The organism is Bacillus sp. TH22 (assembly GCF_016651015.1).
Taxonomy (GTDB): Bacteria; Bacillota; Bacilli; order Bacillales; family Bacillaceae_G; genus Bacillus_A; species Bacillus_A mycoides.
Genome location: NZ_JAEKER010000001.1, coordinates 2,215,083 through 2,233,826 on the forward strand (window position 1 = coordinate 2,215,083; position 18,744 = coordinate 2,233,826).

Sequence of the window (18,744 nt, forward strand, 5' to 3'; positions counted from 1 at the left end):
CTATATTGATTGTATGCAATTTTGAACAATTTTTCAATGAAAATGTTCTTATTTAGTTTAACCTTTTTCTTCATAATCAAACAAAATGGAAAAATAGCGCTACATACAAAAAATAAGTAACATTTTTTAATATAGCATTTATAAAGAAAAAGGTAAAACAATACCTACTTATTTATAAGTTTTTCAGCCGGTGAAATATACTAACTTCTAAGCGGACAATCCGATCAAAAAAGAACTTGCGAAAATCGCAAGTTCTTCTAAAAATTAAGCACTCTGGTTTCCTTCCATTTGCGTTTTATACATATCATAATAACGCCCGCGCTTTTTCATTAATTCATCATGGGAACCTTTTTCCAAAATCGTTCCTCTATCAAGCACAATAATTTGATCAGCGCTCTTAATTGTTGAAAGACGATGAGCGATAATAAACGTCGTTCGTCCTTTTTTCACAACTTCTAGCGCTTGTTGAATCATCGCTTCTGTTTCTGTATCAATACTGGAAGTCGCTTCATCTAAAATTAAAATGGCAGGATCAAAAGCAAGTGCCCTAGCAAACGATATAAGCTGACGTTCTCCGGTTGAAAGTGTACTTCCTTTCTCCGTAATTTTTTCATCTATATTGTTCGCAAACCTTTCCGCACCAACATCACGTAACGCCTTTACGATGCGATCTTTTGAAATTTCTTCATTTTCTAAGCTTACATTGGATGCCACTGTCCCGCTAAATAAAAACGGATCTTGCAATACAATTCCCATATGTTCACGTGTGGCTTGTTTCGGCATCTCTGTTACATCGTGACCATCAATCGTAAGCTTCCCTTTTTGAAATTCATAAAACTGAAAGAGCACATTCATAATGGAACTTTTTCCTGATCCAGTATGACCGACAAGTGCCACTGTCTCCCCTTGTTTCGCTTCAAAAGAAATATTTTTTAATACTTCATCTTTTCCATTGTAAGAAAACGAAACATTATCGAATTTCACATTTCCGGTTAAGCGAGGCATACGTTCTTCTTCTACTGCCTCTCCCTTTTCCTCTAGCAATTCAAAGACGCGCTCTGATGCAACACGCGATTGCTCTAAGTTAGCAAGTTGGTTCACCATGTTCGTAATTGGCGAGAACAATCTCGTTAAATAATCAACGAAAGCATATAGTATCCCTAGAGAAAGGAGGCCAGAAGCACTTAATGAAGCACCACCGAAATACCAAATTACACCTGTGAAAGCGATGTTTCTTAATACAGACACTAAATTATGCGAAGTTGCTGCATTTAAATTTAAAATTTTATTTTGATATTTAAAATAATCACCATTTAACTCTTCAAATTCCTTCTTCGTTTCATGTTCTTGACGAAATGCTTGAATAATTGGCATCCCTTGAATTGATTCATTCACTGTTCCGTTAATATCCGATAAACGCGAACGCATTTTATGATTGTATACAGACGCATACTTTCTATACATAATCGCCCAAACGATTAAAATTGGGATGATGAGTAAGCATAGTGCCGCCAGTTTTACATCAAGTAAAAATAGCGCAGCGAAAATCCCGATAATATAGATGATACTAGAGACGAATGTCGCAAGCACTGTTACATATAAATCACGAATCGCTTCTGTATCATTCGTTACACGCGAAACAATTTTCCCTGCTGGTAAATGGTCAAAATAACGAATTGGCAACGTTTGAATATGGGAAAAGACGTCTTCCCTCATAATTTGAATAATTTTGTTTGCTGCCTTCTGTAAGAAGAACTGCTTTCCGTATGCAAATAATGATACGACTACTAATAAAGCGAAATATCCACCGCCAAGTAGTAATAACCTATTTATTTCTGGTTTATAAAACGCAAATACTTCTTCTTTCGTTAAGGCTTTCGATTTATACACTTGCACTGCCTTACCACTTTGTACTGTAAGCACATCACCCTTAACAGAACGAGTTCCTTCAAGCGTTATTTTATTCGGTACAAAATAGTACTGAAAACCAACTTGAATCACTCGGACTTCTTTCCCTTTTTGCTCACCTTGTTCAAAGCGATCACTTCGCTTATAAAAGGCGCCATTATATGAAACAGCATCCTCACTCTTTTCTGTTTCATACCAGGGTCTCTCTATTCCAACGATATGCTCATCGATCATCGTTTTTGCGACGAAAGGACCCGCGAGTTCTGCAATAACGAAAACAAATAGCATCGCCATCGCTGCAAAAATCGGCCCTTTTACTTTCATCGCGTATTGAAACAATCGTTTTGAAACACTCATATTTTCACCCCACTATCCGTACTTTCACTTTCACTTTCACTTTCACCTTGTTGTCTTTCGAACTGCTCTGCATACCAGCCCCCATTTCGAATGAGCGCTTCATGCGAACCTTCTTCAATAACCTCACCGTTATCCATAACGAGAATCCAATCAGCATGCTGCACTGCTGACAAACGATGCGTTGTTATAATCGTCGTCTTCCCGCTTCTTTCTGTTCGTATGTTTTCAATAATTGCCGCTTCAGTACGAGCATCAACAGCTGATAAAGAATCGTCCAAAATTAAAATTTCCGGATTTTGAATAACAGCCCTCGCAATCGAAATCCTTTGCTTTTGCCCACCTGATAAAGAAACACCTTTCTCTCCAACGAGCGTTTCTAAACCTTCCGGTAAAAACTCTAAATCCTTTTTAAACGCAGCTATTTCAATCGCTTTTTCAAGTTCTTCTTCAGTCGCTTCTCTATTTCCGAATAAAATATTTTCCTTCGCTGTTTTTGAGAACAAAATGTGTTCCTGAGGTACATACCCAATCCAGCCAAGTACGTTATCATTCGTAATTTTATCTAGCTTCACATCAGAAACCGCAATGTCCCCTTCCCCAAGTGGATATTGACGAAGAAGCTGACGAACGAGCGTCGTTTTCCCGCTTCCTGTTTTCCCAACAACTCCAAGTGTCTCTCCTTGTTTTAATGAGAACGAAACATTTTTTAAATTTGTTTCAATTGATGAAGGATATGAAAAAGTAACGTTATCAAATTGAATGTAATCTGGCTCTTGTACAACCTTTGGATCTTTCGGATTCTTTACATCCGGTTCATAAGCTAACGTTTCATTTACACGGTCGAGCGACGCATTTCCTCTTTGCATAACATTAATCAATTCACCAATTGCAAACATCGGCCAAATCATCATCCCTAAATAGACGTTAAAAGAAACGAGCTCACCAAGTGTCACCTTTGATTGGAATACGAGATATGCACCGTAAACTAAACCAATTAAATAGCTAAGACCGACGAGCATTTTTACAGTTGGCTGGAATAATGCATCGATTCTTGCTACTCTCATATTTTTCTCGTATACGTCATCTCCTAAATGATGAAACCTTTCTTGATCAGCGTTCTCCTGTACATACGCACGAATAACGCGTACACCCGCAATTGATTCAAGTACTTTATCGTTCATATCCCCGAACGCATCTTGCGCGACTGTAAATCTTTCATGCAACTTCTTTCCGTATCTATTCATCGCATATGCCATAATCGGAAGCGGTATAAGCGCAGCAAATGTTAACTGCCAACTAATTGAAAAGCCCATCATACAAACGATTGTAAGCATATATAGACTAGAATCAACGAGCGTTAATATACCAAAACCAGCTGTCATGGAGATTGCTTTTAAATCATTTGTCGCTCTCGCCATTAAATCGCCAGTACGATTTTTTTGATAAAACGTCGGTGTCATCTTAAGTAAATGCCCCATAAATTTTGAACGCATCGTTTTCTCAAGTACGAACGCACCGCCAAATAGTTGGTGCTGCCAAATGAAAGTAAGTACATACCCAACAATCGTTACCCCAAGTAAAATAAGAATATATTGCATAATCGCCTCATTCGTTAAGGCTCCCGTTTTAATATTATCAATTGTAATTCCTAACACTTTCGGTGGAATTACCTCTATCACGTTTACAATTAAAAGTACCCCAATTGCAATACTATACCTTTTCCAATGCTCTCTAAAAAACCAGCTTAACTTTAGTAATACTGAAAACAATATAACCTCTCCTTTCTCGTTCCCGTTTGATTCACATTTCTTTATCCGCTATCCAAACCCATCACATTTACATTTCGTAAGCCATACAATTTCATCACATTTTTCCACCTTCCAAATTCTGATTTTTTATAGTAACAAGGAAAATAAAGTGAAACTTTAATCAGTGGGGGTTTTGTTCATTCCCCACTGATTATTAGCCTTCACCAATCGGGCGTTTACGGGCAGCCCGACTCCCCTCCCAACTTCTTTGCTCCAGCTGAATTTTGAGGCGGGAGTCTTACTGCCCGCAAATAGCGGGATAAACAAAAAAAAGCATACCGCCGCTTGACGATATGCAATAGAATGCATAAAAGCGTACGTTACGATATACGCAACATACGCTTCTCATAAGACAAAAAGGTCCTATATATCCGCACGGGTTGCGTAATGATATGAATGTTTTCCGCCATTTAACAGAGCTAAGCCCATTACATTTACGATTACAATCATTACGCACACCCCCTTCATTTATTTTCCATTTATAATCTTACAACTTTATTGAGTATTCTGTCAATTATTTTTTTCGCTTTAGAATAAAATAATCTTTTATCACAAAAAATAAAAGTGATGCATTCTACTTATAATTCAGTTTGAAATAAGAGAATCTTCTGTAAGAAAGGGCATACAAAATAAAAAAATAGTAAGAAATCGCTTTCACAAACATTTCATTTGAAAAATATTATCAAACCACCTACAATCACCTTATACTCACTCTTACAAGTTGCTATTTTAGGAGGACTAATCATGACAACTAGCAATACGTACAAATTTTATTTAAACGGAGAATGGAGAGAAAGCTCTTCAGGTCAAACAATCGACATTCCATCTCCATACTTACACGAAGTAATTGGGCAAGTACAAGCAATTACTCAAGGAGAAGTAGATGAAGCAATTGCATCTGCAAAAGAAGCTCAAAAATCATGGGCTGAAGCTTCTCTACAAGATCGCGCAAAATATTTATATAAATGGGCTGATGAGCTCGTAAATATGCAAGATGAAATTGCCGATATCATTATGAAAGAAGTCGGTAAAGGCTATAAAGATGCGCAAAAAGAAGTCGTTCGTACAGCTGACTTAATTCGTTACACAGTTGACGAAGCACTTCACATGCACGGTGAAAGCATGATGGGTGATAGCTTCCCTGGTGGATCTAAATCTAAACTTGCGATTATTCAGCGCGCACCACTTGGTGTTGTATTAGCAATTGCACCATTTAACTACCCAGTAAACTTATCTGCTGCAAAACTTGCACCAGCACTAATTATGGGTAACGCTGTTATCTTCAAACCAGCAACTCAAGGTGCAATTAGCGGTGTTAAAATGGTTGAAGCACTTCATAAAGCTGGCCTTCCAAAAGGTCTTGTAAACGTAGCTACAGGACGCGGTTCTGTAATTGGTGACTACTTAGTAGAACATCCTGGCGTAAATATGGTATCGTTCACAGGTGGTACCAATACAGGTAAACATTTAGCGAAAAAAGCTGCGATGATTCCACTTGTATTAGAACTTGGTGGTAAAGATCCTGGTATCGTTTGTGAAGATGCAGACTTACAAGAAGCTGCAAAGCATATCGTAAGCGGTGCATTCTCTTACTCAGGTCAACGTTGTACAGCTATTAAGCGTGTACTTGTACATGAAAATGTAGCAGACGAACTAGCTGGCTTATTAAAAGAGCAAGTAGCTGAACTATCAGTTGGATCTCCAGAACAAAACAGCACAATCGTTCCATTAATCGACGACAAATCTGCTGACTTCGTTCAAGGTTTAATTGACGATGCTGCTGAAAAAGGTGCAACAATCGTTATCGGTAACAAACGTGAGCGCAACCTAATTTATCCAACATTAATCGACAACGTAACAGAAGAAATGAAAGTTGCTTGGGAAGAGCCATTTGGCCCAATCCTTCCAATCATCCGTGTTTCTTCTGACGAACAAGCGATTGAAATTGCTAACAAATCAGAGTTCGGTCTGCAAGCAAGTGTCTTCACAAAAGACATTAACAAAGCATTTGCAATTGCTAACAAAATCGACACTGGTTCTGTTCAAATTAACGGACGCACAGAGCGCGGCCCTGACCACTTCCCATTCATCGGTGTAAAAGGTTCAGGTATGGGCGCACAAGGTATTCGTAAGAGCCTTGAGTCTATGACTCGTCAAAAAGTAACTGTATTAAACTTAGTTTAATCTTATATGTAGCAGCTGATCTAATATTTAGGTCAGCTGCTTTTTAGTTAAAACCCTCCAGAACCTAATAACGAATTCTTCTCTATAATCTGATTATTACTATATCCATTGACGTATAAAAATACATTTGTTACTCTTAAACATGTTAATTTAATACATAAATCCTCATTCGTATCTCGGTGAGGTAGAGGTTGCAGTCATTAAGAGTATCATTTCAGGAGATGTAGTGGCATTGATGAAGAAATGAGAAAGGAATGATTGCCGAAGTAAGTCGTGTCCACCATGCACGCTTGCTGGGTCTGCATTTAATAAGTGCAGAACTGTCACAAACGTTTCGTTTGTGGAGAGCTATCGAGAGGTATGTCGTGGGTTTCTTATAAGATAGAAAGCATGTAGCGGCAAGTTTACGTGCTTTTTTTGTTTTGTTTGGAACTTCTCTTCCCTAATAGGAAGACATACATATCTCCTCGCTTGACTTGGTTATACTAACTTTGGAGGTATTTTCTATGCAACAAAAAAAATGGGGCTTTTGGGTACTAACAGCTTTCGTTGTCGGTAACATGGTTGGCGCTGGTATTTTCATGGTACCAAGTACGTTGGCACAAACAGCTAGCCCACTCGGTGTCACTTTAGCTTGGTTAACAACAGGGTTTGGTGTTTTAATGCTAGCTCTTGTTTTCGGTAATTTAGCAATTCGTCGTCCTGATTTAACGACAGGACCACAAAGTCATTCATATGCTTTATTCTCAACACCAAAAAGAAAGAAAATGGCTGGTTTCAGCATGGTATGGGGATATTGGGTTGCAAACTGGGCAAGTAACGTTGCCATTATTACATCTTTCGCGGGATATTTATCGCTCTTCTTCCCAATTATGAAAGATACACGACTACTATTTTCAATTGGCTCTTTCAATATAGAAGTTGGAAAACTAATTACATTTACTATTTGTTCCATCTTACTTTGGGGAACACATTTAATTTTAACAAACGGTGTAAGCGGAGCTGGGAAGCTAAACTTCTTAGCAACAACAACGAAAGTAACTGGATTCCTTCTATTCATCGTCGTTACGTTATTTGCGTTCGAAGCTTCAAAATTTGGACAATGGTACACACCAATGATCGATAAAGAAGGCGTATCACACGGTCTACTTTCACAAGTAAACTTAGCTGCTCTTACAACACTTTGGGCATTTATCGGGATTGAATCAGCCGTTCTTTTATCAAACCGAGCTACTTCTCCCAAAACGGTAAAACGTGCGACTGTTGCCGGTTTACTAATAACAGTTGCAATTTATTTAGGAATTACAATTTTAACAATGGGTGTACTTCACGTTGATAAATTACAAGCTTCTGAACGTCCATTAGCAGATGCGCTAAACGCTGCAATGGGTCACGGCGGCGGGAAACTTATGGCATTACTTGCTCTTACTTCCCTATTCGGCTCAATATTAGGCTGGATTTTATTAAGCTCAGAAGTACCTTATCAAGCAGCAAAAGAAGGTTTCTTCCCTTCCTTCTTCGCAAAAACAAATAAAAAAGGAAGTCCAATTCATTCACTACGATTAACAAACATTATGTCGCAAGTGTTCTTATTCTCAACATTATCAGGAACAATTGCGGAAGCTTATACATTCGTTATTACCGTATCAACACTGGCCTACCTCATTCCATATCTCGTTTCACCAATCTTCCAGTTAAAACTAGTCGCAACTGGTGAAACATATAAAAATGAAATGCGGGCAAGAATTATGGATGGTGTAGTTGCAGTTATCGCACTTTGCTATGCACTATGGGTTATTAAAACCGGCGCATCCGATATAAAAACATTTCTTCTCGGAATTGGTTTATTCGGAATTGGCTTTGCCTTCTATCCATTAATGAATCGTGATCAGAAAAAAAATAAAGAAAAGAAAAACGAGCAAGTTGCGTAACGCAATTTGCTCGTTTTTTACTTTATAAAACATATATAATAGAAAAAAGAGGTGAAAAACATGTCAATCGAATCACTATGGAGCTCTCGCTTTCAACAACATATTCAAAATGCCATCACATACTTTGCACGTATGATTAACGGTTTACTATATAGCTTCATCTTCGTCTCATGTGTAGGTGCATATTATTACGCTAAGTTTCTTAAAACGGATCCTTCTAAAGGAATATCTTTATTACTCATCACGATCGTACTTACACTCATTATAACGAGATGCCAAGTTCGCACATTTATTCAAAAACCGGACGCTGTCTATTTACTTGCATTAGAAGAGAAATTAACATCTTATTTTAAAAAATCTCTTCTATATAATTACATCATTCAGCTTTTCCCGCTTATATTTACGTTCCTTGTTATCGTACCGCTTGCCATGCAATCATTACAACTAACCGTACCTTTCTTATGTACAATCTTTATAATTTTAATGATTCTAAAGGGCTGGAACATATACATACATTGGATGTGGCGTGATAGTTATGAAAAAAGCATATGGTTTATCATTCGCATTGCTTGTAACGCCCTGATCATTTACATGCTGTTTTATACTGCAAATGTGATCGTGTTAGGCGGACTACTCTTACTTCTTGCTTTCCTGCTTCTATACACGAAGAAACAACCTACAAAACGAATACCGTGGGATTACATAATCGAACAAGAAGAAAAAATGGACGTTCGTTTCTATCAATTTGCTAGCATTTTCACCGATGTTCCGCAACTGAATAAGCAAGTAAATAAAAGAAAATGGCTTACAAATTGGATTGAACCTTTATTACATAAAAAACGAGCAACTTTCTTCTATTTACATACACTAGCATTTTTACGCGGTAATGATTATTTCGGTATATATATTCGCTTAGGGTTGATCGGTGCTTTCGCTCTATATTTTATTCCGAATATATATGTAAAAGGTGCTATCGCTTATATCGTCCTATATATGATTTCTATGCAGCTTCGTTCTCTGTGGAAATATTTTTCAGGAAATATTATTGTAGCATTATATCCAATTGATACTGAAGAACGAATGAGTCAATTTCTTAGCTTAATTTTCATATTGCTAAGTATTCAACTCATTTTATTTTCAAGTGTTATACTCATTGCCACAGGGCAATTTTCACATAGTCTTATCATTATGATTATCGGTTTAATCTGGATCAAATTTATTATTGTACCAAAAACGAAGCAACGCGTTTCTTCGTTTTAACGAAAAGAATTATCTTAAAAGCCAAGGAGAAAATAAATTATCTCCTTGGCTTTTTTATTTTTCTTCCTCAAACAAGAATCACTGAAACAACCGATATTTTATGATTTTTACATACAAAAACGATAATACATGTTTACGTCCTAATAAAAAGGGTAGTTATTAAATTAACAGGGCAAAGGAACTGGAGGGAATGAAAAATATGAATTAAAGTTTCACTTTATAAAAGGCGTTGCTCAAGGACGATTCTGGAACCGATTATATAATATAAGGAGCTGATTGCAATGAGTAAAAAAATTGCTATTTTAATAACGGATTATTTCGAGGACACAGAATACACAGAGCCAGTAGAAGCTTTTAATCAAAAGGGATACGAATTAACAACTATTGAAATGGAAAAAGGTAAAACGGTACACGGTAAACAAGGAAAAAGTGAAGTCGTAATTGATAAAAGTATTGATGATGTTTCTCCAGAGAACTTTGATGCCATCTTTATACCAGGCGGATTTTCCCCAGATATACTTCGTGCAGATGAACGTTTTGTTCGCTTTAGCAAAGCATTTATGGATGCGAAAAAACCTGTTTTTGCTATTTGTCACGGCCCCCAATTACTCATCACTGCACAAACACTTGAAGGACGCGATGTGACTGGATATAAATCCATTGCGGTCGATTTGAAAAATGCCGGTGGAAATTTTCATGATAAAGAAGTGGTTGTATGCCAAAATCAGCTAGTAACAAGTAGACAACCAGAGGACATCCCAGTGTTTATTGAAGAATCATTGCGTATATTAGGATAGTTATTATAGGTTAACCAAATTAGCTAAATAGCTACTTTGGTTAACCTTTTTATTTGTAAAAAACAAAATTAACACCATATGAAACATTTCTTCATCTTTAATGATTTTTTGAGACAGCCTCTTTTCTCGTCCTAAAATTTATAATCACTTTTCATAGGCATTTCTCATATAGTGAAAATGACTATACAATTCTTATCCATACGTTAATAATGATTTCGCACATATAAATAAAAAAGATAGGAGCTCTATTATGAACAACAATCCGCCTGCAACGCCCCAAAACAACTCAGAAGAAAATAGCCGTGACATTAAATTGCAAACATTACGAGTCATCGGACTCATCGTCCTTATTAGTGGTTATATCCTCGTCGCTCTCTCAGAAGTAGGTGAGCTGAAAACCTTATTAACAAACCCTAACGCCAATCCTGATTTAGCTGAAGTTGATCCGTTTTAAAAATTATATAAAAAGCGGGTCCCAGTATAACTGGTTCGCTTTTATATAGTTTCATCCAATCTGAGAAACATTTCCTTCATTCTGATACTTCTCTTTCCCGATCGCCTTCATAAATAATAAAATACTGCTCATACCAGCGATGAAATATAGAGCGCTCATGCCCCAAGATGCAATAAACGAGCCTAGCATAACACCTAATGCACCGTTCATTTTCGCTAATTGAAAGACCATTCCATTAATCGCCATATAAGAACCTCTCGCCTCATTTGGCACCATATCCGCCATTATAGATTGACGAACCGGCACATACATCATCTCTCCTACAGTTTGGAAAAGCCCTGCGATTAATAAGATCCATAAACTATTGCTCGTTCCGAGTATTGTAAATCCAATCGTGTAAATGAATAAACCTACATATAAAATTTTCAAATCGTTGAAGCTTTTCAGCATTTTAATAAGAAGCGCCGAACATAACACAACTAAAATTGTATTCTCTGCCGATATCCAGCTAAGCATTCGAATACCTGTTAAATCGAATGTAAAACCATTCCCGAAGAAAAAGTGCACCGTTTCAAATTCCTTCTGTAAACGTATCCCTAAATAATTATTAATTTGAAACTCTAACGATAGTGTACATATACTTGCTGCACAAAAAATTAAAAACGCTCTATCTTTCATCACGACTTTATAACTATCTGCCATATCTTTTAATACATTTTTCTTCTCCACCGTTTTTCGTGCCACATACACTTCTTCCATATATACAGCCATCACATATAAAGTAATGACCGCAACAGCCGTTAATACGATAAACAATTGTAATCTATAGTTCTCAAATAATAATCCGCCAAATATTGCTCCAATCGCAATTGATAAGTTAATAGCCCAGTAGTTAATGCTGTACATCACTTTTCGATTTTCAGGTGTACTCACATCTATTAACATCGCTTCCGTCGCTGGATTCATAAGTCCAGATCCTAAACTATTCACTAACATAAACACAAATGTTAGCCACGGTGAATCTACATAATCTGAGTTTGCAATTCCCATACAAGCAATGGAAACGACTTGTATACTTTGGCCGATAATCATTACTTTTTTACGACCGAGCCGATCTCCAACATACCCACCATATAAACCGATAATTAATGCAGCTAGCACATTGATGAGTAATAAAGCACCAGCAATCGCACTACCTAATTTTATTGAAAAATAAATCGCCATAAATGGAAAAATCATTGTGGATACAGTGCGTGTTAAAAACGAAGTTATAATTCTAATTTTTATATTTCGGTGCATACTCCAAAATCCCATTGTTTCCCCCTCCTTATGCTTATTCATTTTACTTTGAAAAAGAGGAAGAAAAAGGTTAGAATATTCTAAAGAGTTTCCCCTTTTAAATAGAAGGAAGTGCATACATATGAAGATTATGGACTATTATGTTCGTTTAAGGTTACATTCACAAGATCAGCAACTTATACGAAATAGCTTACAAGAATTAGCGGATATTTTATATTGCAGTACGAAAAACGTGAAGATTTTATTAAAGAAAATGAGCGAGGAACAATTCATTAAGTGGACACCAGGGCGTGGTCGCGGAAATAAAACAGAAATTATATTTGTACATAGTTTCGTAGAAGCAATTGAATCCTATACAGATGAACTGTTAGCCCAAGAAAAATTAAAAGATATCTTTCTTCTTTTAAAAGAGCCCCTTCCTCTTGCAATTCAAAAAAAAATAGAAAATAAACTACATCATCATTTTGGATACGAACCTTCAAATGATATGTATGACATATTGAAGATCCCTATATCAAGAAAGATATTGCCATTAGATCCCGCTTTTACGGCTGTAACAACAGAGGGTCATCTTATTAACCAAATTTTTGATACATTAGTCATTTATAACGATATTACAGAAAAAATGGAACCACACATTGCACATACGTGGGAATTAAGCGAAGACGGGCTTACGTGGACGTTTCATTTACGAAAAGATATATATTTTCATAACGAAACTGTTCTAACTTCTAAAGATGTACAATTTTCATTTGAAAGATTGCAGCAAGCTCAATCTCCTTACGCATGGTTAACACAGGAAATTGTTCAAATTGAAACACCATCACCACTGCAAATACGATTTCATTTAGCAAAACCAAATTTATTTTTCTTACACTATGTGAGTTCCATGCAACTAGCAATTTTGCCACATGATGCAGCCGTTCAAAATCATCATTATATAGGTACTGGACCTTTCAGGCTTGCTCATTACTCTGAAGATAATATCGTACTCGAAGCGTTCACCCATTATTTTAAAGAGCGCGCGTTATTAGACCGTATTGAATTTTGGGGTATTCCTGATCATGTGCAAATAGATGCTGATTATGAATTACCAAATGAGAATGAAAATGAAAGACATGACATACAAATAGAAGAAATAGGCTGTATTTATGCTAGCTTCAACTTTACAAAATCTGGTCCCCACCACGACATTTACTTTCGTAAAGCTTGGAGAGAACTATATGACGTTGAAACGATACTTCGTAATATAGAGGGGCGACGAACAATTGCTGCATCAAGCTTTTTCCCTGAAAGAAGCCGCCAAGCTCAGGGAAGATCCTACTCTTTAGAAAAAGCGAAAGATTATTTGAAAAAGAGCACCTATAATGGAGAAACGATACATATTTATTTCTTCGCATTTAAAGATAGTGCAAATGATGCACATTTCCTAAAAGAACGCTGCGAACAATTAGGAGTACACGTAGAACTTCACCCATTTCTCGTTTCAGATTATATGGATCGTTCTATTGATAAACATGCCGATATTATTTTTATGGGCGAAGTGTTTGCTGCTGATCATGAAATTGCATTTTTAAATGTATTTAAAAATAAAAGTTGCTTCGTAAATCGATTCATGGACCCACACTATGCAAAACAAATTAATTGTTTACTTGATACCTTTTTATTAGAAGACAATAAAGAAAAACGGTATAAGCTCATGTATGAGATCGAAGAGTTTTTACAAGCTGAAAACATCATTTTATTTAACTATCACGTTTTAAAAAGAAAAACATACCCTTCTTCTTTAAAAAATGTAACAATTGATTCATTCGGTTGGGCGAATTTTGCGAAGTTATGGATACAGCCATCCCCGCATTAAAATGTGAAGTTTTTTATAAAAGGAGAAGAACCATGAAAAGCAACCTAGAAAAAAGGCTTTCCTATCTATACACAGGTGAGTTATTTTCAGTCATTACTTTTATTTTCACAAGTTACTTACTTAATTATGCTTATCCTACGTTACATTTATATTCCTTATATTCTTTTTGGATCTCATTTCTTCTTTTAGAGTTTATCTTATTACAAGGAACACTTTACTGGTACGTAAAGTGGAAACGACTAAAAAAAGAGAAAACATCTGTTACACCCATTAGGATGATTCAATATTTAAAAATACTTAAAAAGATAAATATAGCATTACTTATCACGGGATTTATTACGTTTACTATTGATTTTGCAATTTGGTATCCCCACTTACCTTTAGGTGGGCTATCATTCACTCTATTTATTTATATTTTTGCATTACTTGAGTACATTAACTATTATCATACTCAGCTTTCATACGATAACATCTCTGATATTAAACATTTAATCAAATCAAAAAAACTAAAACAGTCCTGTATGAGTAAAGATTTTCAACGTATTTCATAAAAGGTTAAATTCCGCTTATGAAGACTTTAAGCTAAGAAAAACTAAGCAATTTTTATGAATGTAAGAGAAGGTACTACCTCCTTAGTAGTACCTTCTCTTACATGTTTAAAGATGAACCTTTTTACGCACAAAGATGCAAACTACTATTAAATTACCTCAGCCAAATGATTCTTCAAGTCCATCAAAAATTTCTCAATATCCGGATTTTTCACCACATCATAACAAGCAAAACTCTTTAACGGACTCATACCGAGAAATTTCTGCACACGATGTAAATGACTAAGCACTGATTCTAAACTTTCTCCTTCAAAGAACTTCGTCTTATCTCCGAATGCCTTTTCAGGTGCATTCCAAGTTGTAGAAAACATATACTGCTTCTCATTTAATAAACCAGCTGTCCCGTATTCATCTGCACCTTTAAAGAACAAACCGTACTCATACACTTCATCCATATATGTTTTAAATAATCCCGGGACACTAAACCAATAAATTGGTGTTTGATAAACCACAACATCGGCCCATAAAAACTTCTCTTGTTCTTCTTTAATACTATATCCATCTTGAATCGTTGTTGTTTTCACATGATGATTTTCGCTTAATACAGTTACCATATAATCAACTAACGTTTTATTTAATCGTCCTTCTTTCGTACCGTATTTTTCATGTCCATTTATAATAAAAATATTTTTCATCGCTTTTCTCTCCCCTATATGATCTACTCTTCAGCTATTAAGCCCAGTTGCTGCTTCAGCGTAAGATTATCTTCTAAATGCCAATCTTCCGTTATCTTTCCATCCTTCACATGTAAAATATCAATTGCAAAAAAACGAATGTTTTTACCATTATGGGTTCCAGTAAAAGAAAGACGAGCTGTTACTTTATCACTAACCACTAATAAATCTTCAATTTCACAATGTATGTCTGGAACTACTTTACGAAAGTTTTGCGCTGCAAGCTTTAATCCTTCAGTGCCTTGTGGTCGACCTTTCGGCAGTGTGTTATCGAAAAAATTTTCAGTAACCGTCTGCGGAATAAGTTCCTCTCTACCTGTATCCCAAAATGCATAAAAGCGCTGGGCTGCATGAACCATTTCTGTCGCTTCTTTTTTGCCTAGTGAAGGATCGATTGTCATTGTTTTTGGCTTCGGCATTTCCTTCAATAATTGGATTTCAGTTTTTTGCTCACCACTACATGCTACAAGCACAATACAAGTGACAAAAAAACTAAGTAACATAAACAGCTTTTTCATACCCATGGAAATCACCTCCTCTTCATACAAACCCTTTGTATTTCTTATTTCTATTGTATATGCACTAACTTCCTTTATGGAAGTAGTGATATTTTTTTCATATAGTTACCAAAAAGATAGTTTTGTGATACGATAAGGAAAATTCATTCAAAAAATTTTTATGGAGGCTATTTCCATGAGCAATATAGATCCAGTTGTATTAACGAAAGGTTTACCTGGTATACCTTGTCCTATCGCTAAAACGCTTGACGTAATTAGTACAAAATGGACGTTTTTAATCATTCGCGATCTTCTTATCGAAGGAACATTAAGATTTAGCGATTTACAAAAATCAATGGACGGGATTAGTCCGAAAACATTATCACTTCGCCTAAAAGAATTGGAAGCACAAGGGATTATAACGAGAAAAGTATATCCAGAAGTTCCGCCTCGCGTAGAGTACACATTAACGGATAAAGGAAAGCAATTAGAGGGGATATTTATTGAATTAAAGCGGTTTGGATTAAGTTTATAAAGTGTAGTTTTTGTAAATATGTTAAAGTTTATGAGGAAATGAAAGTATACTTTGGTATTGTGTAATAAAGATAAAGCCCACCTACGGAAATAGGTGGGCTTTTTAATGTATAAAGAAAAGACACGCTAAGGGGGCTTCCTTCTGACTTGGTTTAAGTTTTTTATATAAATTCCAAGTTAATTTACGATTCCAATAAAAGGATAAAAAAATTATAATCCCCAATCGTACAATTCATGAAGTTTCCATTTTTTAACAAGTTAATTGTATCAAAAAAATGTACAGACAACTATATTTGTATTTTAACCCCATTAATTTTAATATTTGGTTGTAGGGTAAATAAATAGAAATAGAAAAATAAAACAAAGCGTTATGTCGTAGGAGGAATTTATTATGAAGAAAAAGATTTTTAAAGGTACAGCATTTGCTGTAGCAGCAACTATTTTATCAGGTACTATTGCAACTTCTGCTAGTGCAGCGGTAGAAGGTAAGAAGTTTAATGCATGACAAGTTTGTTATAGTATTAGCTATTCTAATCTGTATAGTTTTCTATTTTGGTGTTGATTATTTATTGAGTTTAAACACTCCAATAGCAATTATTATTGCAGGATTAGTTATTTTATTTTGGTTTGTTATAATGTTTATGACACGCAAAAAATAGATTAATAGCAATTGATAGTCTTATATTAATGTATAAACCTGAAAAACTCCCTTTAGATATCTAAAGGGAGTTTTTCAAATCTATATTTTGTTGTATTTACTTTTTATTCTTTTCTTTAATTTTTTCGACCTCATTTTTTACATCCTCAGATACGGCCACATCTATATTCCCTTTATATTTCTTGTATTCTTGGAATAACATGTTTGCATTTTGGTTAAATGTCATCAGAGTTCCACTAGGAGATTCAGTTTGTTCCTTTAAAGATGTAATAGTTCCATACATCTTTTTATATTCATCATAAAGCTCTTTATACTTATCTGGATTTTCTTTTGCAGCCTCAGAAACAGTTTTTAATTGACCTTCCATATCACTATATAGTATAGAAGCTTGAGAGATCATTGAATTATAGAATTTTTTCTTAGCGTTTACAGCTACATTAAAATCTCGGCGATCATCAATAGCTTTAGACCAAGTTTTCGAATACTCCGGTAAAACTGTATCAGCAACAAACCCCATTAGTTCGATATTATTATAAAATTTTGCTGCGGCTTGAACATAGCTAGCTTCACGTTTCTTCTTTTCTTCAGCTTCTTTAGCTTTGTTTTGCAATACATTCATACTCACAAGGGCTATAACAATCACAATAACCCCTAAAATTCCCCCAATTATCTTTTTGTTCATGCTGACTCCTCCATTTATGCATAATTGTTAAATTGTATTAGTAAAGGCAAAATAAAAGCACTCTTTCGAGTGCTCCTTTTTAAGCAGATACAGCAGCTTTATCTTTACGGAAGATACCCATTAATCCGCCGATTAATAATAATACTCCTGGCAATAAGTAAAATATAGAGATACAAACAAATCCACCAATAGCAGCAACAGTCATCATGATACCGCCAACTTTTGCTTTGTTTCTTACCATAACAGAGCCAACGATTCCTAAGATTGATAGGCCTACGGCACCCCATCCCAATCCGATAATCGTATTTGCGCCTTCAGCTTCGAAAGCAGCCCCCATACCGCCGATCAGTAAAGCGATAAATGCAAAAATAATACCAAAAATCCCACCAATAAGTCCTAATACAAATTCAGCTGTTCTTTTCAATTTATTGCTCCTTTAAAGTTTATTCTACTTTTAATTTAATTTCTTTACCCATCATACCGCCGCGAGCTTTTAATACTAAGCCTTGTGCGTCAGCAGGGACGTCAAAGATGATTTTTCCTGTTTGAGTTAGTCCAGGGTTAAGTTGTTTTAAGAAGAAATCAGATTTACCACCATTTCCAATATCATAAGCTGTCTGAGCTTGTGTAGAGTATGTAAATTCGCGGTCTTGATTGTCCATTAATTTGAAACTATTAGCATCAACAGTAATTGCATCTTTTTGATTGTTTGTAATAGAAATTTCAACTATTTTAAACACGCCTTGTGCGCTTTCTTTTAAATATTCGCCACCAACAGAATCTATTGATTCAACAGAACCTACAGCGATTTTAACTTTAGAAGAATCCCCTTCTTTAGAAAGTTCCTTTTTAGGCTCCTCTTTCTTAGGTTCTTCTTTCTTTTTAGGTTGTTCTTTTTTTGGTTCTTCCTTTTTCACTTCTTCTTTTTTAGGCTCTTCTTTCACCTCTGTAGAAGCTTGTTGAGTTGTTTCTTTCGCTTTTGGTTTTTCTTCTTTATCTTTTGATGGCATTAATATCATTGCTAACACAAGGCATACAATCGAACTAATAATAAGTTTCGCCTTAGGTTTTCTTTTGAAAATAGCAATTATAAATAATACAAACAGAACAATTGAAGCTAGAAAAATCAGTACTGCTAGTGTTTCCATATTAAATCCGCCTTTTCTGATAATTTTCGGTCAAAATGTAAGATTTCCGAGTTTATCATAGCAAACATTCAATCGCAACATTGT

16 protein-coding genes and 1 riboswitch are annotated in these 18,744 nt (G+C 35.5%); of the genes, 8 read left to right on the forward strand and 8 right to left on the reverse strand.

All coding sequences use genetic code 11. From position 1 onward, the window contains the following. Window positions 1-264: 264 nt before the first annotated feature. Window positions 265-2,265: an ABC transporter ATP-binding protein gene (locus tag JFU18_RS11225; protein ID WP_002188440.1), complete on the reverse strand. Its 2,001-nt coding sequence runs from the start codon at window positions 2,263-2,265 to the stop codon at window positions 265-267. After that, window positions 2,262-4,034 carry an ABC transporter ATP-binding protein gene (locus tag JFU18_RS11230; protein WP_201034751.1) on the reverse strand — a complete coding sequence of 591 codons (1,773 nt, stop codon included), beginning with the start codon at window positions 4,032-4,034 and terminating at the stop codon, window positions 2,262-2,264. Before JFU18_RS11230 ends, JFU18_RS11225 begins: the two co-directional genes overlap by 4 nt. A 783-nt stretch (window positions 4,035-4,817) precedes the next feature. On the opposite strand from JFU18_RS11230, the gene gapN reads away from it, so the two are divergent. The 5 genes from gapN to JFU18_RS11255 all read left to right on the forward strand — a co-directional run bounded on the left by gapN (window position 4,818) and on the right by JFU18_RS11255 (window position 10,699). Continuing rightward, entirely contained in the window at window positions 4,818-6,257 is a 1,440-nt protein-coding gene (gapN, locus tag JFU18_RS11235; RefSeq protein WP_002010835.1) for an NADP-dependent glyceraldehyde-3-phosphate dehydrogenase, read from the forward strand. A gap of 177 nt (window positions 6,258-6,434) precedes the next feature. Next, a riboswitch (Lysine riboswitch) is annotated at window positions 6,435-6,616 on the forward strand. Between the two features lie 147 nt (window positions 6,617-6,763). Then, window positions 6,764-8,188: an amino acid permease gene (locus JFU18_RS11240; protein WP_201050311.1), complete on the forward strand. Its 1,425-nt coding sequence runs from the start codon at window positions 6,764-6,766 to the stop codon at window positions 8,186-8,188. A gap of 60 nt (window positions 8,189-8,248) precedes the next feature. Then, complete coding sequence (locus JFU18_RS11245) at window positions 8,249-9,448, forward strand: ABC transporter permease (RefSeq protein WP_201032538.1); 1,200 nt, start codon at window positions 8,249-8,251, stop codon at window positions 9,446-9,448. A 281-nt stretch (window positions 9,449-9,729) separates the two neighbouring features. Beyond that, complete coding sequence (locus JFU18_RS11250) at window positions 9,730-10,245, forward strand: type 1 glutamine amidotransferase domain-containing protein (protein WP_201032537.1); 516 nt, start codon at window positions 9,730-9,732, stop codon at window positions 10,243-10,245. A gap of 250 nt (window positions 10,246-10,495) precedes the next feature. Beyond that, window positions 10,496-10,699, forward strand: coding sequence for a hypothetical protein (locus tag JFU18_RS11255; protein ID WP_002010828.1), 204 nt, complete (start codon window positions 10,496-10,498; stop codon window positions 10,697-10,699). Window positions 10,700-10,750: 51 nt separating this feature from the next. Here JFU18_RS11255 and JFU18_RS11260 read toward each other — a convergent pair whose 3' ends face one another. Continuing rightward, a complete protein-coding gene (locus tag JFU18_RS11260) occupies window positions 10,751-12,013 on the reverse strand; it encodes an MDR family MFS transporter (protein WP_201032536.1) in 1,263 nt (420 codons plus the stop codon). A 106-nt stretch (window positions 12,014-12,119) separates the two neighbouring features. Here JFU18_RS11260 and JFU18_RS11265 point away from each other — a divergent pair, with 106 nt between their 5' ends. After that, a complete protein-coding gene (locus tag JFU18_RS11265; RefSeq protein ID WP_201034750.1) occupies window positions 12,120-13,859 on the forward strand; it encodes an SgrR family transcriptional regulator in 1,740 nt (579 codons plus the stop codon). A gap of 32 nt (window positions 13,860-13,891) precedes the next feature. After that, the gene (locus JFU18_RS11270) at window positions 13,892-14,410 is read left to right on the forward strand and encodes a general stress protein (protein ID WP_137058413.1); all 519 of its coding nucleotides are present in this window, start codon (window positions 13,892-13,894) and stop codon (window positions 14,408-14,410) included. A gap of 146 nt (window positions 14,411-14,556) precedes the next feature. Here JFU18_RS11270 and JFU18_RS11275 read toward each other — a convergent pair whose 3' ends face one another. Next, window positions 14,557-15,102 carry an NAD(P)H-dependent oxidoreductase gene (locus JFU18_RS11275; RefSeq protein ID WP_201034749.1) on the reverse strand — a complete coding sequence of 182 codons (546 nt, stop codon included), beginning with the start codon at window positions 15,100-15,102 and terminating at the stop codon, window positions 14,557-14,559. A 23-nt stretch (window positions 15,103-15,125) separates the two neighbouring features. Beyond that, window positions 15,126-15,665, reverse strand: coding sequence for an ester cyclase (locus JFU18_RS11280; protein WP_201034748.1), 540 nt, complete (start codon window positions 15,663-15,665; stop codon window positions 15,126-15,128). 169 nt (window positions 15,666-15,834) lie between these two features. Here JFU18_RS11280 and JFU18_RS11285 point away from each other — a divergent pair, with 169 nt between their 5' ends. After that, entirely contained in the window at window positions 15,835-16,173 is a 339-nt protein-coding gene (locus tag JFU18_RS11285; RefSeq protein ID WP_002166316.1) for a winged helix-turn-helix transcriptional regulator, read from the forward strand. A gap of 754 nt (window positions 16,174-16,927) precedes the next feature. On the opposite strand, the gene JFU18_RS11290 is transcribed toward JFU18_RS11285, so the two are convergent. From JFU18_RS11290 to JFU18_RS11300, 3 genes are all read right to left on the reverse strand, one after another. Further along, the gene (locus JFU18_RS11290; protein WP_201050312.1) at window positions 16,928-17,512 is read right to left on the reverse strand and encodes a hypothetical protein; all 585 of its coding nucleotides are present in this window, start codon (window positions 17,510-17,512) and stop codon (window positions 16,928-16,930) included. 79 nt (window positions 17,513-17,591) lie between these two features. After that, window positions 17,592-17,936 carry a DUF4064 domain-containing protein gene (locus JFU18_RS11295; RefSeq protein ID WP_201034747.1) on the reverse strand — a complete coding sequence of 115 codons (345 nt, stop codon included), beginning with the start codon at window positions 17,934-17,936 and terminating at the stop codon, window positions 17,592-17,594. Window positions 17,937-17,955: 19 nt separating this feature from the next. Beyond that, window positions 17,956-18,660, reverse strand: coding sequence for a DUF4352 domain-containing protein (locus JFU18_RS11300; RefSeq protein ID WP_201034746.1), 705 nt, complete (start codon window positions 18,658-18,660; stop codon window positions 17,956-17,958). Between the last annotated feature and the right edge of the window lie 84 nt (window positions 18,661-18,744).